The organism is uncultured Clostridium sp. (genome assembly GCF_910588715.1).
In the GTDB taxonomy this organism is placed as follows: domain Bacteria; phylum Bacillota; class Clostridia; order Clostridiales; family Clostridiaceae; genus Clostridium.
Map to the genome: position 1 here is coordinate 362,180 of NZ_CAJURG010000002.1, position 14,517 is coordinate 376,696.

A 14,517-nucleotide genomic window follows, 5' to 3' on the forward strand; every position below is an offset into this window, starting at 1 on the left:
GTACTTTTTAACTTAGTAAAAGAGCCATAAAAATAAAGAGATTACTATAAAAATTATAATAATCTCTTTATTTTATCTATATATTAATTATTATAGAAAAGACTTTGAGATGCATATTCAGCATCGCAAGTTACATCAATTCCAAGTTTTCTTAATGTTTGCTCATCACTTACAGATAATATTGTAGTTGAATGAGCTTGACAATTTTTAAGCATTGCTAACTTTTCCATTGCAACTTGTGCAGTTGGATTAGTTGCTGCTGAAATGCTTAATGCAATTAAAACTTCCTCACAATTTAATGATACCTTTTGATTTGATAATGTTTTATACTTTAAATCTAAAATAGGTTCTAAAATAACTGGAGAAATTAAATGAATATCATCTGCTATATTTGCTAAATGTTTTACTGAATTTAATAATGCTGCCGCTGCCGCATCTAAAAGTTCTGAACTTTTTCCTGTAAGAACAGTTCCATCATTTAATTCAATTGCAACTGCTGTAGAAATATTATTATTTTCTTCTTTTAATCTAGCTGCACGTTCTCTAGCTGGTATAACAACTTTTCTATCTTCTGGTTTTAAATTAACTTGTTCCATTATAAGTTTTGCGTGTTCAAATACTTCTTTGTCAACATAACCTTTTTTGTATTCACAACCAGTTTTAAAATATCTTCTTATTATTTCTTGCCTTGAAGCTTCCTTAACAACTTCATCATCAACTATACCAAATCCAACTCTATTAACACCCATATCCGTTGGTGATTTGTAAACAGATTCTTTTCCTGTAATTTTTTCTATTATTCTCTTAAGTACAGGGAATGTTTCTAAATCTCTATTATAGTTAACTGCTGTTTCTCCGTAAGCATCTAAATGAAAATAATCTATCATATTTACGTCTTTTAAATCAACTGTTGCAGCTTCATAAGCTATATTTAATGGATGCTTTAATGGTACATTCCATACTGGAAATGTTTCAAATTTAGAATATCCAGCAACATTTCCTCTTTTATTTTCATGATATAATTGACTTAAACATGTAGCAAGCTTACCACTCCCTGGTCCCGGTGCAGTAACAACTACTATTGGCTTACTTGTTTCTATATATGGATTTTTTCCATATCCCTCTTCGCTAACTATAGTATCAACATCAGTTGGATATCCCTTAGTAGCTCTATGTTTATAAACTTTTATTCCACGTCTTTCTAGCTTGTTTATGAAAACAGTAGTCGAAGGTTGATCATTATATCTAGTTATTACAACTGAATTAACCTCTAGATCATAACTTCTTAAATCATCAATAAGTCTTAAAACATCCATATCGTAAGTGATTCCGAAGTCACCTCTTATTTTATTTCTTTCTATGTCTCCTGCATAAACACAAATAACTACTTCTACATTTTCTTTTAATTTATGTAATAATTTTATTTTCGCATTTTCATCAAATCCTGGTAAAACCCTTTTTGCATGTAAATCAAATAAAAGTTTTCCACCAAATTCTAAGTATAATTTGTCGTAGTTATTTACTCTTTCTAATATATACTTTGATTGCTCCTCTAAATACTTTTCATGATCAAATCCTATTTTCATATGTCCACTCCTAATTTTATAGTTTTTTTTTAGCATAATATATTCCTAATTTAGAGGAAATAATTATGCTAATTGCAACTATTAATAGAAAATTACTAAATTTTTCTTATTAATTAGGCACAAAATATATAATATTATTACACAAAAATTTAATAAAGTAAACTACAAAATCCCAAATTAATTATATTCAAAATATTTATATTTTATAATATTTATATATAAATTTTTTATAAAATGCATATTTATTTTTTGCATTTAAAATATTGACATGAATTCAAGTATAATGTTAGAATAATTCCCATCAAGGCACTGAGAAGTATATTCTATATTTGGGTACCTGGAATATATGGAGTTATTGGTACAACCGACTGATTTTAATCAGTCGGTTTTTTTTATGAAAAGCATTAATAATAGGAGGTAATTATGTTGTCTATAATTTTATTAAAAATATTCTTTAATTTTAATATATAAACTTTGAATAAAGCAATTTTTATTAACTTAATTAAATTAAAATATTTATTAAGATTAGTTATTTATTTTAGGAGGAGATATTATTGAAAGATAGATTTCAAATCAATAGAAAATTAGTTGCTATAGCCATTATTTTTATGCTTATATTTATAATAGCAAGTACAGGATTAATAAATATTATTTTAGATAATGATGTTAAATTAACCAGTGATGTTCATTTTAAGCAATCTACCATTCAACTTGAAAAAGATATAAGTCTTCTAAGGTCAACAACTGAAAAATATCTAAAAATGATAAAATCATAGAAATTTTTACCAATAATCCATCTTTTGATCAATTAGATAATGAAGAAAAATCTATTATAATGGAACAAATTAACTTATATGAACAAAATTTAGAATCATCAAGCTTTGTAGATACAGTTAATATAATAAATATACACGGAAATTATTTATTTTCTAAAGGAACTACCTATGATAACTTTAAATTAGATGATAGACCATGGTTTAAACAAGAATATTTTAAATTAAACAAAGATAGTTTTATAACAGAAATTCATAAAGATTTTATAACAGGCAAAGATACCATATCTATTGTTTCTTTTATTTATACAAAAGATAATAAAGAATTAATAGGTGCTACTATATTAAATTTATTAGTAGATGATTTATTAAATACATTAGAATCAAACTTCCATATTGGAAATTTAAAAGCTATTATAATTAAAAATGAAAACATAGATAATTTCTTAAAAAATAATATTGATAGTAATAAATTTTATGTTAAATATGCTAATAATATATTATCTAACAAAAACGGAATTTTATTTTTATTTAATAAAAATTCCATTAAAAATGACTCTTTTATAAGACCAATTTTAATTACTACTAAAATAATAGTAATTTTAGTAGGAGTAATTATATCTATTAGTTTAATAATTAGCGTTAAATTTGCTTTTAAGCCCGCATTACAATCAATAGATAAATTAAAAAAATTAATGAATAAATTAAGTACTCCTGATGATAAAATTGCTTTAGATAATATGGATGAATTTACACAGTTAGAAGTTATATCATCTGGACTTGGAAAATCCTTTGATGACAAAATTCAATCTCTTATTTATCACGATTCTTTAACAGGACTACCTAATAGAAAAAAGCTAAATTTAATTTGCAAAGAATTAATAGAAAAAAATAAAGAATTTGCATTAATATTCATTGATCTAAATAAATTTAAAAAAGTAAATGATATTTTTGGTCATTCTGTAGGAGACAAATTATTAATCACTTTTAGTACTATTTTAAGAGAAACATTAAAAGAAAAAGGAGAATTAATAAGATATTCAGGTGATGAATTTATAATTGTTTATAAAGAATTTTTAGAAGATAAAAACTTTATAGAATATTATAAAAACGAAATAATTTCCAAATTTATAAATCCTATAGAAATTCAAAAAGATATAAAAATAAACATTGAGTTTTCAAGTGGAATAGCTGTATATCCAAGAGATGGAGATAACATTGATGATTTAATAGATAAAAGTGATTTTATGATGTATACAAGTAAAAATACTAATGCACCTTATGAATTACTATTTTTTAACGATAATATCTATAAAAATATGATATACATAGAAACATTAAAAAACGAATTAAAATACTCTATAGAAAAAAATGAAATTATTATAAAATATCAACCTATATTTGATGTTAATAAATCTATTGTAAAAGCAGAAGCATTAATAAGATGGAATAGCAAAACACTAGGTATGATAAGACCAGATAACTTTATTAATTATGCAGAAGAAACTAGAGAAATTATTCCTATTGGATATTGGATTATTGAAAATGTATGCGATTTTATTAATAAAAATAAAATTCAAATATCTATTGGAATTAATATATCTCCAATTCAACTATTAGAGGCTGATTTTGTAGAAAAAACTATAGATATTTTAAATAAATATAATATAGATACAAATAAAGTTTATTTTGAAATAACAGAATCTGTCCTTCTTGAAGATAATAAAATAGTAAAAGATAATATTTTAAATTTACGTAAAATTGGAATTGCTATAGCCTTAGATGATTTTGGAACAGGATACGCTTCTTTTAGTTATCTAAAAAAATACAAACTTGATATTTTAAAGATAGATAAACTATTTATAGATAATGAATCTGATAACGAATTCGCAATTGTTGGTTATATAAAGAGAATTTCAAATTTATTAAATATGAAGGTCATAATTGAAGGTGTAGAAACTGAAAAACAGTTTAACGAACTTAAAAATATAGGATGTAATTTCTTTCAAGGATACTATTTATCAAAAGTTATAGACAAAGAGGATTTATTAAAATTACTATAAAATATACTATAATTATATAGTTAGTAATATAATTAAGGAGTTTATATGGCAATTAGTTTTAAAAAATTTAAAAGAGTTTTATTTTGTGCACTAATATTTATTTTAGTATGGACCTTAGGACTTTACATTTCTCAAAAAATTAGGGTTTTTGGCATAAAATCTACAGAATTAATAAATCCTAAAGCTCAAACATTTGAAGAAATAATGAATATTTCTAATGAAATAACTCTTGAAAAAAAGATTTTCTCCTTTAAAAAACATTACTATATCCTTAGTGATGGAGTTTTAGTTGGTGAGGTTACAGGAAAGTTATTTCCAATATTCGGTGATACCTTAAAACTAAAAGACATTAATGGAAATCTTATAAAAAAGGAAAATCAAATTAAAAGACTTGGATTAACTCAAGTTAAACTATTTAATATATCTATAAACAGATTAGCACAAGTTAAAGATTCAAATGGAAACATAACTGGCTATATAGGTGAACAAAAACTTAAAGACTTTTGGCGATTAAAAAGAGTTGAACATTTTTATGATTCAAATTATAAAAAACTAGGTAAAGGAATTCCAGATTCAATAATTTTTTGTAGAAACTATAAAATTTTTGATAATGATAATAATATTGATTATATTATTGATGGAAACATTTTTAGCCTAACTCATAAATACAAAATCATTATTAATGATTCAACCGACATAGATGTTGAAGATGCTATATTTTATACAATAATTGAAAATTCTATTAGAACTGAAAAACTTAAAGAATCTAAATCAAATAAAAATAAAAAATAAAAAGTGGATAAATATCCACTCTTTATTTTTTATTTAGAAACATTACCAGCAACATTTAATACATCCCAAGTTCTTGAAAACGGAGGTGAATAACAAAGGTCTAACATTCCTAATTGATCTGTAGTCATCTTAGCATAAATACATGCAGCTAAAACATTGCATCTTTGAACTGCATCTTTATATCCAGCAACTTGCCCTCCATATATAACCTTAGTGTGTGCATCATAAATAAGCTTAACATAAATTCTTTCCCTACCAGGATAATAACTAGTTTGATTCATATCAGTTATAAACTTAGTTTTATACTCAAATCCTAAATCCTTAACTTCCTTTTCAGACAATCCAGTTCTAGCTGCTTCCATGTCCATAACTTTAATGCAACTTGATGCCATAGAACCTTGAAACGAATTATTTTTTCCTGCTAAATTTTCTCCAACTATTCTTCCAAGCTTATTAGCTCCAGTTGCAAGAGGAACATAACTTTCTTTTCCTGTAATTAAATTATTTATAGTAGCACAATCACCAGCTGCATATACATCTTCTACTGATGTTCTTCCATAGCTATCTACTACTATTGCTCCATTTCTAATCATTTTTATATAATCAGCTTTTAAGAAATCAGTATTTGGTCTTACCCCTGTTGCAAGTATAACTATATCTGCTTCAATTTCTCTCTTATCAGTTTTAACCTTAGAAACCTTTTCTTCCCCTATAAGTTCAACAACAGTTTCTGATAATAAAAGATTAACTCCTTTATCTCTTAATTCTTCTTCTAAAATATCAGTAATATCCTTGTCAAATACCTCTTCAAGAACTCTATCTTGAAGTTGAATAACAGTTACTTCTTTTCCCATATGTTTAGCAGCTTCAACAGCTTCAAGACCTATAAATCCAGCTCCTATAATAGTAACTCTTTTATATTCATCTATCGCCATTAATTCTTTTAACTTATTACCATCATCCATTGATTTTAATGTAACTACATTTTTTAAATCAATATTTTTTATTGGTGGAATTATTGCCCTAGCACCACTAGCTATCATTAGCTTATCATAAGAATCTTCTAATATTTCATTTGTAACAATATTTTTAACTTTTATTTTTTTATTTAAAAAATCTACATCTATTACTTCATGTTTTGTATATATTTCTACTCCTGATTCTCTAAACTCTTCTGGAGTTCTTGCTATCATTTCTCGTGAATCATCAAAAAATCCTCCAACATAATAAGGCAATCCACATGCACCAAAAGATACAATATCACCTTTCTCATATACTATAACTTCATCTTTAGGCGATAGCCTTTTAAATTTAGCTGCTGCACTCATTCCTGCAGCTACTCCACCAATGATTATAACCTTCATTTTAAATGCCTCCTATATAATTAAAATTTATTTATACCTTATTATTTAAACTATCTAGAAATAAAATAAAGTACTTATTAAATAATATTTATTATTATTATAAATGAAATTTTAAAAAATTAATAAACTAAATTTATTTTTTTAAATCATAACTTATCTTTATAAAAAATAAAAAGATTAAGAAATATTTCTATAATATCTCTTAATCTTTTATCCATGCTTATATAATAAAACTGCATGCTTTCTCTGGAAACAGAAACCTTAGATACTAACCCCTATAAAAATAAATTATATTTTAATTCTATTTATATCCAAACATAACTTATAATTTAAAATATATTTCTAATTAATTCATATTATTTAATTTCTATTCCACCTAATACCACAGTATATTTAATTCTAACCTTAGGACCTGAAGTGGCATTTCTATTAACCTTATGCTCAAATCCTCCTAATACAGGAACCCCCGATATTATTTCAACTCTTACATCATTAGGAAGAAATACATCTATTCCTCCTAAAATCGTAGTTAATTCTAAAACTATATCTTCAGTTATTTTAGCCTCTCTTAAATCTATTGATAAACCACCTAATATAGCTTCCGCAGTTAACCCTTTTAAATCTACAGAATTATTTACATAATCTCCACCACCTAAAATGGCTGTATACCTTGGATACTGTGTTGAATCATATTTATATGATTTACTTTTACTATATTCACTACCTTCAACACTTCTCTTATTTCCATCTCTAAAAAATGATGCAATTATAGATATACCAACTGCAACTAATGCTATCGGAAAAATAAGTCTCCATACAACACCATCATCTATTATATCTAAACAATCAAATAAAAGTATTAATCCTATTACTATTAAAGCACCTGATCCTAAGTTAAATCCATATCTAAGCATAGATACTAATCCCGGAATAATTAAAAACAATGTCCACCAACCTGGAAAAAATAAATTTACATCCCAAACATTAAGAGCATTTCCTGCAAACACAATTCCTACACCAATAAATACTAGTCCCCAAATAAGTGCTGAATAATCTTTTTTCATTGCTTACCCCCTAAAAATATATAATTATAATTACAATTGAATTATAACACACAACATATCATTTAACTATATTTGGAAATTATTAAATTAAAATATCTGAAAAATTGCTGGTAAAAATATAGCAGGAAGTAAATTTGCTATTTTTATTTTTGTTATACCAAGCATATTAAAAGCGAGTCCAATTATAAGTAATCCACCTACTGCACTCATATTAGTAATTACATAATCACTTAGTACTCCAGACAAAAATCCTGCACCAATTGTTATAAGTCCTTGATAAACAAATACAGTAATTGCAGAAAATATTACACCTATTCCTAATGAAGATGTAAAAATAATAGATGATACTAAATCCAAAACAGACTTTGTAAATAATGTATCATGATTTCCTTTTAATCCACTTTCTAATGCTCCTACTATAGTCATTGCCCCTACACAAAATAAAAGACTAGATGTTATAAAACCTTCCGCTATAGAAATATTATTTTCTTTTTTATTATTAAACTTGCTTTCCAAATAATTTCCTAAATTATTTAATCCCTTATCAATATCTATAATTTCTCCAATCAATGCACCTACTGCTACTGATATTATCATTATCAACGTATCTCCACCATTTAATGCTCCCGATATTCCTATATATAAGGTGCATAATGCAAGTCCATTCATTATTGTTGTGCTTATCTTTTCCGTTAATCTTCCTTTTACTATAAGTCCACATAAACATCCAACCATTACTGTTATTGAATTTACTATTGTTCCTAACATAATTCACTCCCCTTATTATTTATAATTATACTAACACTTAACAAATTTTATATTCTTTTTATTTCTAATTATTCATAAAATAATTTTGTAACAATAATATAGAGAGGTTAAAAATGATTGATAAAACTTCATTATTTCCATTATTACTTTCAACCATTGCAGGATTATCAACAGTTTTAGGTGCAATAATTATTTTTTTTAGCAAAACTAGAAATGAAAAATTTCTCACTTTTTCTTTAGGATTTTCTGCTGGTGTTATGATTACTGTTTCATTTACAGATTTATTTCCAACAGCTCAAGAAGCAATTTCAAAATATCATGGAAAAGTTAATGGCATATTATGGTCAATATTATTTTTATTAATAGGTGCATTAATGGCTTACTTAATTGATATATTTATTCCTGAGGAAGAAAAAAAGAATATATCTAAAAGTAATAATAATTTCGATATTTTTAGAGTTGGTTTAGTATCAACTATAGCTCTTATGATACATAACTTTCCTGAAGGTATTGCAACATTTGTTTCTGGATACCAAAATACATCTCTTGGAATTGCTGTAACTTTAGCTATAGCTCTTCATAATATTCCTGAGGGTATTGCCATTGCTATGCCAATTTATTTTGCAACTAAAAATAAGTATACAGCAATTAAATATTCTTTTTTATCCGGAATGACAGAACCATTAGGCGCATTAATTGCTTGTCTATGTTTAAAGCCCTTTATTAATGAACTTATACTTGGAATAATTTTTGCTATAGTGTGTGGAATAATGATATATATATCATTAGATGAGCTTATTCCTTCCTCTAGGAAATACGGATATACTAAACTCTCTATTGCATCTGTATTTTTAGGAATTAGCATAATGCCTATTACTCATTTATTTATTTAAATATAAATTTCTATATAAAAGTAATTTTTTATATAGTACTTAATAAAAATTTTATATAATAAAAAGAAGCTATGTCATATTAAATTTTTCTAATTAAATATGATATATCTCCTTTTTACATATTAAATATTAAAAATTTCTAACATCTTTGAAGTGTTATCAATTTTTCTAATTTCATCTATTATATTAGGAGCCTCAAGAGCTGTTGCAATTTTTGATAATATTTCTAAATGTTCATTTTCCTTTGCTGCTATAGCTATTATTATATACGCCATTTGCCCTTGAAACTCTACTCCATTTGGATACTGTAATATAGTAACTCCTGCTTTTTTAACAGCTGACTTTCCAATTTCAGTTCCATGTGGAATAGCAATTCCCATACCTATATATGTTGAAATTTTATTTTCTCTTTCAATCATTGAATCAATATAATCATAATCTATATATCCGTTTTCTAACAACCTCTCCCCCGCTCTTATTATAGCCTCTTCCTTAGATTCACTTTCTAATCCTAATAAGATATTTTCTTCATTTAATAACCTATTATTTTCTTCCTTAACTTTTTCTTTATAATCTTTAATGACATTAATCTTATATAATTCATCAAATAAAATATCTAAGTTTTCATCTTCTAAAAAGTTTTCTATAAAAATAAATTTTGACTTATTAAAATCACCTTTTATACTACTTAATAAACCCGTATGAGTTACTATTATATCTGCATCATCAGGAATATTGTTAATAGATGCGTTAACAATATCTATATTAAAATTAAATTTTTTTATTCTACTTCTAAACTTTGTTGCTCCCATAGCACTTGATCCCATTCCCACATCACATACAAAAGCTATTTTTTTAATATTTTTTATATCTAATTCTGAAATTTTCATACTATCTTTGTTTCTCCTTTTTTCATTATCCTTTATATATTTTCTCTTTAATATAATTGAAGAGATAAAAAATGAAATTAAAGCTCCTAAACAAACTCCTAAAAAGTTTATTAAAACATTACCTCTGTGAGATAACATTAATATAGAAAAAATACTTCCTGGTGATGCTGTTGATACTAGCCCAGAATTAAAAACTTGAAAAAATATTATAGAACAACAATTTCCTATTATAGCAGCTAATAATAATATAGGATTTAAAAGTATGTAAGGAAAATATATTTCATGTATACCGCCAAAAAGTTGAATTATAGCAGCACTAGATGCTGATTGTTTTATAGTTCCTTTGCTATACACTAAATAAGCTAATATTACACCTAATCCTGGTCCAGGATTAGCCTCTAATAAATATAATATTGATTTCCCATGTTCATTAACTTGGCTCATTGCCATTACGTCTATGATTCCATGATTTATTGCATTATTCAAAAATAATATTTTTATTGGTTCTATAAAAATTGCCAGTAATGGTAAAAGACCTTTTCTAATTATAAACTCTAATCCCAAATTCATTATTATTGTAATAATAGACATTAAAGGACCAACTATAAATAAGCCTACTATAGATAATATAATTCCAATAATAGCAAGAGAAAAATTATTTACTAACATTTCAAAACCTGAAGGAACTTTTTCATTTATAAATTTATCGAATCTTTTTATTAATACTCCAGATAAAGGACCAATTACTATAGATCCTAAAATAATAGGCATATCACTTCCAACTATTACTCCAATAGTTGATATTGCTGCAACTACTCCACCTCTTGCTCCACCTGTTACTTTTCCCCCTGTTACTCCAATTAATATTGGTAATAAATAAGTTGTTACTGGATCTACTAATAAAGCTATTTTTTCATTTGGAAACCATCCTGTAGAAGTAAATATAGCTGTTATAAATCCCCAAGCTATAAATACCCCTATATTAGGTATAATCATACTACCTACAAATTTCCCAAATTTTTGTATTTGCTCTTTAATCACTAAAATTTTCCCCTCTCTAGTTTCCTTTTATAATTTATAGAATAATTTTATCCCCATCTTTATTTTATATCAATTATTTTATAATTAATAATATTAGTAAATTATATATAAAGAATAACACCAAAAGTATTTAATTTTACTTTTGGTGTTACAATTTTAGGTATTAATTTTTGAGTTTTAAATGATTGTTTTATATAAAAATATTATGCTCCTATTAACTTCTTAACTTCATCATAATATTTTTCTACCTTATCTAATACATCAGTATCATCTGATATTTTTGATATTTCTGCTAAAGATTCTTTGATACCTTTTTCATTAATTAAGCTTTGTAATTTAACACTTTGTGCATCTTCTTTATTATCATAATGAAGTGCTGCACCTACACCTAATAATAGGTTGTCTGTATTAATATTATATCCTCTTGCAGTAATTAATGGTTTTATTAATCTATCATTTTCATTTAACTTTCTTAAAGGCTCTCTTCCAACTCTAGCTACATCATCTTTTAAATATGGATTTTTAAATCTATCTATTATCTTATTTATATATTTATAATGAGCTTCTTCATCAAAATTATATTTAGCAATTAATCCTTTTCCACTTTCAATCATTGCCTTTTTAACAAAATCGTAAATTACTTCATCTTTAATACTTTCTTCTATTGTTTCATATCCCTTTAAGTATCCGAAGTAAGCTGTTATTGCATGTCCAGTATTTAATGTAAATAACTTTCTTTCAATATATGCCATTAAATTATCTACTAGATTCATACCTTCTATTGTAGGAATTTCACCCTTAAATGCTTTTTCTTCAACATTCCATTCATAATAATTTTCAACTACAACATCTAAAATATTTTCACTCTTTACTGGAGGAACTATTCTATCTACTGAGCAATTTGGGAATCCTACAAATTGTTCTAAATATGCAATTTCTTCTTCATTTAAATATTTTTTAACTTCTTCTTTAAGTTGTGAACTAGCTTTAATTGCATTTTCACATGCTATTATATTTAAATAACTTTCTATACCATTTTCTCTTCTAAGAGATATACCCTTTGCTATTGTTGGTGCTATCTTTGGTAAAACAACTGGTCCAACTGCTGTAGTTATAATTTCAGCTTCAACTATTTCTTTATATATTTCATTATTTATTGATATAACACCACTTATATCATTAATCTTTTCTTCTGAACAAACGCTATCCATTACATGAATAGTATAATTTTTATCACTATTAATTTTATCTATAATTTCAGCATTTACATCTGCAAATACTACATGATATCCTGCTTTTGATAATAATGATCCAATAAAACCTCTTCCTATATTTCCTGCTCCAAATTGAATTGCTTTTTTCATTTATAATTCCTCCTAAATATATCCATAAAATCATACATTAAATATCTTTAAATCATCAAAATCTTATTAAAACGTTTTCTTGCTATTTGTTAAATGTTTTTAATATTTCAAACTTATCATCTGTATTTTTAAGCTTGTCTACAAGAGTTTCATCTTCTAATGATGTTGCAATGTTAGATAATATTTCTAAGTGATCATCTCCAACTCCTGCAATACCTATAACTAAATATGCTAAGTCATCACCAAAAACTACTCCTTCTGGATATTGAAGCACAACTATTCCTGATTTCTCAACTTCTTTCTTTGCTTCACCAACACCATGTGGAATTGCTATTCCCATACCTATATAAGTAGATACTATTTTTTCTCTTTCTTGCATTGCTGCTATATATTTATTGTTAACATATCCTTCTTTAACTAATATCTTTCCAGCTCTTTCAATAGCTTCTTCTTTACTTTCACTTGCTAATCCTAAGATTATGTTGTCACTCTTTAATATTGAACTTTCTTTAACTTGTGTTGATGCTGCTACTTCAGCCACAGCAACTTCTTCTATTTCACTTCCAGCAAATCTTTTTTCTAGTATAGAATATAAACTATCTAACTTACCATCTTGCAGGAAGTTTCCTATAAATACATGATTTGCTTGTGGTGAATTTTTTCTTGCTCTTTCTTCTAACTTATTATGACTTACAACTATATCTGCATCAGCTGGTATTGTATCTACTGATGAGTTTATAACTGTTATATGAGATGCAAATCCTTTTATTCTATTTCTGAACTTTGTTGCTCCCATTGCACTAGAACCCATTCCAGCGTCACAAGCAAATACTATTTTCTTAATAACTTCTTTATCAATTACAACTTCACTATCTGTATTTGAATCTTCTTTAACATCATCACTTGATTTCTTAGCAGCACTTCTAACTAATGGTACTGCAACAGCAAATGATACTATTGTTGATGTAAGAACACCTGCTAAAATTCCAATCATTCCACCCTTTGGAGCTAATGCCATTAATGCAAGTATGCTTCCTGGTGATGGAGTTGCTACTAATCCAGCATTAAAAATTGAAAATACTACTATACCTGCTGCACTACCAACTATTGGTGCTATAATTAATAATGGATTCATTAATACATACGGGAAGTAAATCTCATGAATTCCTCCGATTGCATGTATGATTGCAGCCCCTGGTGCTGATTGTTTCATTGCACCTTTACTATAGAAACAGTATGCTAATAATACTCCAAGCCCTGGACCTGGGTTTGCTTCTAATAAATACATTATAGATTTTCCAAATTCTTGAGTTTGTTCAATTCCAATTGGTCCTATAATACCGTGGTTAATTGCATTATTTAAAAATAATACCTTAGCTGGTTCAATAAATATTGATACTAAAGGAAGTAATCCCTTTGAGATTATTACTTCAACTCCTACTTTAAGAGCTTCAGTTACAACAACTACTACTGGTCCTATAGCATAGAATCCAACTATAGCAAGTATTAATCCAATAATTCCAACTGAGAAATTGTTAATAAGCATTTCAAATCCTGCTGGTGCTTTACCTTCAACTGCTTTATCAAACTTTTTAATAGTATATCCAGCTAGTGGACCCATTATCATAGCTCCAATAAACATTGGAATATCTGCTCCAACTATAACTCCAGCTGTTGCAACTGCACCAACTACTCCACCTCTTACATCACCAACTACTCTCCCACCTGTATATCCAACTAGTAAAGGAAGTAAGTATTTTAACATTGGATCAACTAATCCACCTAATTGCTCATTAGGAAACCATCCTGTTGGGATGAATAATGCAGTAATTAATCCCCAAGCTATAAATGCTCCTATGTTAGGCATTACCATTCCACTTAAGAACTTACCAAACTTTTGAACTCTTTCCTTAATCATC

11 protein-coding genes are annotated in these 14,517 nt (G+C 26.4%); 4 read left to right on the plus strand and 7 right to left on the minus strand.

Annotated elements, in window-relative coordinates:
• Positions 1–83 precede the first annotated feature (83 nt).
• Positions 84–1,586, minus strand: a complete 1,503-nt coding sequence (locus QZ321_RS06425) for a DUF1846 domain-containing protein (RefSeq protein WP_291739865.1) — start codon at positions 1,584–1,586, stop codon at positions 84–86.
• Positions 1,587–2,140: 554 nt separating this feature from the next.
• On the opposite strand from QZ321_RS06425, the gene QZ321_RS06430 reads away from it, so the two are divergent.
• From QZ321_RS06430 to QZ321_RS06440, 3 genes are read left to right on the plus strand one after another with little or no spacing between them, the layout of a single operon-like run.
• Positions 2,141–2,362 carry a hypothetical protein gene (locus QZ321_RS06430; protein WP_294196412.1) on the plus strand — a complete coding sequence of 74 codons (222 nt, stop codon included), beginning with the start codon at positions 2,141–2,143 and terminating at the stop codon, positions 2,360–2,362.
• Positions 2,363–2,421: 59 nt separating this feature from the next.
• Positions 2,422–4,422 (plus strand): EAL domain-containing protein, encoded by a 2,001-nt coding sequence (locus QZ321_RS06435; protein WP_294196414.1) that lies wholly within the window; start codon positions 2,422–2,424, stop codon positions 4,420–4,422.
• Positions 4,423–4,467: 45 nt separating this feature from the next.
• Positions 4,468–5,214 (plus strand): hypothetical protein, encoded by a 747-nt coding sequence (locus QZ321_RS06440; RefSeq protein ID WP_291747075.1) that lies wholly within the window; start codon positions 4,468–4,470, stop codon positions 5,212–5,214.
• Positions 5,215–5,243: 29 nt separating this feature from the next.
• Here the strand turns inward: QZ321_RS06440 and QZ321_RS06445 are convergent, their stop codons facing one another.
• The 3 genes from QZ321_RS06445 to QZ321_RS06455 form a co-directional block, all read right to left on the minus strand.
• The gene (locus QZ321_RS06445; protein ID WP_291747079.1) at positions 5,244–6,578 is read right to left on the minus strand and encodes a CoA-disulfide reductase; all 1,335 of its coding nucleotides are present in this window, start codon (positions 6,576–6,578) and stop codon (positions 5,244–5,246) included.
• 356 nt (positions 6,579–6,934) lie between these two features.
• Entirely contained in the window at positions 6,935–7,642 is a 708-nt protein-coding gene (locus QZ321_RS06450; RefSeq protein WP_291747083.1) for a hypothetical protein, read from the minus strand.
• An 87-nt stretch (positions 7,643–7,729) separates the two neighbouring features.
• Complete coding sequence (locus QZ321_RS06455; RefSeq protein WP_291739878.1) at positions 7,730–8,410, minus strand: DUF554 domain-containing protein; 681 nt, start codon at positions 8,408–8,410, stop codon at positions 7,730–7,732.
• Positions 8,411–8,523: 113 nt separating this feature from the next.
• Here QZ321_RS06455 and zupT point away from each other — a divergent pair, with 113 nt between their 5' ends.
• A complete protein-coding gene (zupT, locus tag QZ321_RS06460) occupies positions 8,524–9,303 on the plus strand; it encodes a zinc transporter ZupT (protein WP_291747087.1) in 780 nt (259 codons plus the stop codon).
• Positions 9,304–9,425: 122 nt separating this feature from the next.
• Here zupT and QZ321_RS06465 read toward each other — a convergent pair whose 3' ends face one another.
• The 3 genes from QZ321_RS06465 to QZ321_RS06475 form a co-directional block, all read right to left on the minus strand.
• Entirely contained in the window at positions 9,426–11,234 is a 1,809-nt protein-coding gene (locus QZ321_RS06465; RefSeq protein WP_291747089.1) for a PTS mannitol transporter subunit IICBA, read from the minus strand.
• 203 nt (positions 11,235–11,437) lie between these two features.
• The gene (locus QZ321_RS06470; RefSeq protein ID WP_291743309.1) at positions 11,438–12,598 is read right to left on the minus strand and encodes a mannitol-1-phosphate 5-dehydrogenase; all 1,161 of its coding nucleotides are present in this window, start codon (positions 12,596–12,598) and stop codon (positions 11,438–11,440) included.
• 82 nt (positions 12,599–12,680) lie between these two features.
• The gene (locus QZ321_RS06475; RefSeq protein ID WP_291747092.1) at positions 12,681–14,516 is read right to left on the minus strand and encodes a PTS mannitol transporter subunit IICBA; all 1,836 of its coding nucleotides are present in this window, start codon (positions 14,514–14,516) and stop codon (positions 12,681–12,683) included.
• Between the last annotated feature and the right edge of the window lies 1 nt (position 14,517).

Coding starts and splice junctions, on each gene's coding strand:
- QZ321_RS06445 (WP_291747079.1), bottom strand. CDS start 6,578: ATGAAGGTTATAATCATTGGTGGAGTAGCTGCAGGAATGAGTGCAGCA.
- QZ321_RS06425 (WP_291739865.1), bottom strand. CDS start 1,586: ATGAAAATAGGATTTGATCATGAAAAGTATTTAGAGGAGCAATCAAAG.
- QZ321_RS06440 (WP_291747075.1), top strand. CDS start 4,468: ATGGCAATTAGTTTTAAAAAATTTAAAAGAGTTTTATTTTGTGCACTA.
- QZ321_RS06455 (WP_291739878.1), bottom strand. CDS start 8,410: ATGTTAGGAACAATAGTAAATTCAATAACAGTAATGGTTGGATGTTTA.
- QZ321_RS06450 (WP_291747083.1), bottom strand. CDS start 7,642: ATGAAAAAAGATTATTCAGCACTTATTTGGGGACTAGTATTTATTGGT.
- QZ321_RS06475 (WP_291747092.1), bottom strand. CDS start 14,516: ATGATTAAGGAAAGAGTTCAAAAGTTTGGTAAGTTCTTAAGTGGAATG.
- QZ321_RS06470 (WP_291743309.1), bottom strand. CDS start 12,598: ATGAAAAAAGCAATTCAATTTGGAGCAGGAAATATAGGAAGAGGTTTT.
- zupT (WP_291747087.1), top strand. CDS start 8,524: ATGATTGATAAAACTTCATTATTTCCATTATTACTTTCAACCATTGCA.
- QZ321_RS06435 (WP_294196414.1), top strand. CDS start 2,422: ATGGAACAAATTAACTTATATGAACAAAATTTAGAATCATCAAGCTTT.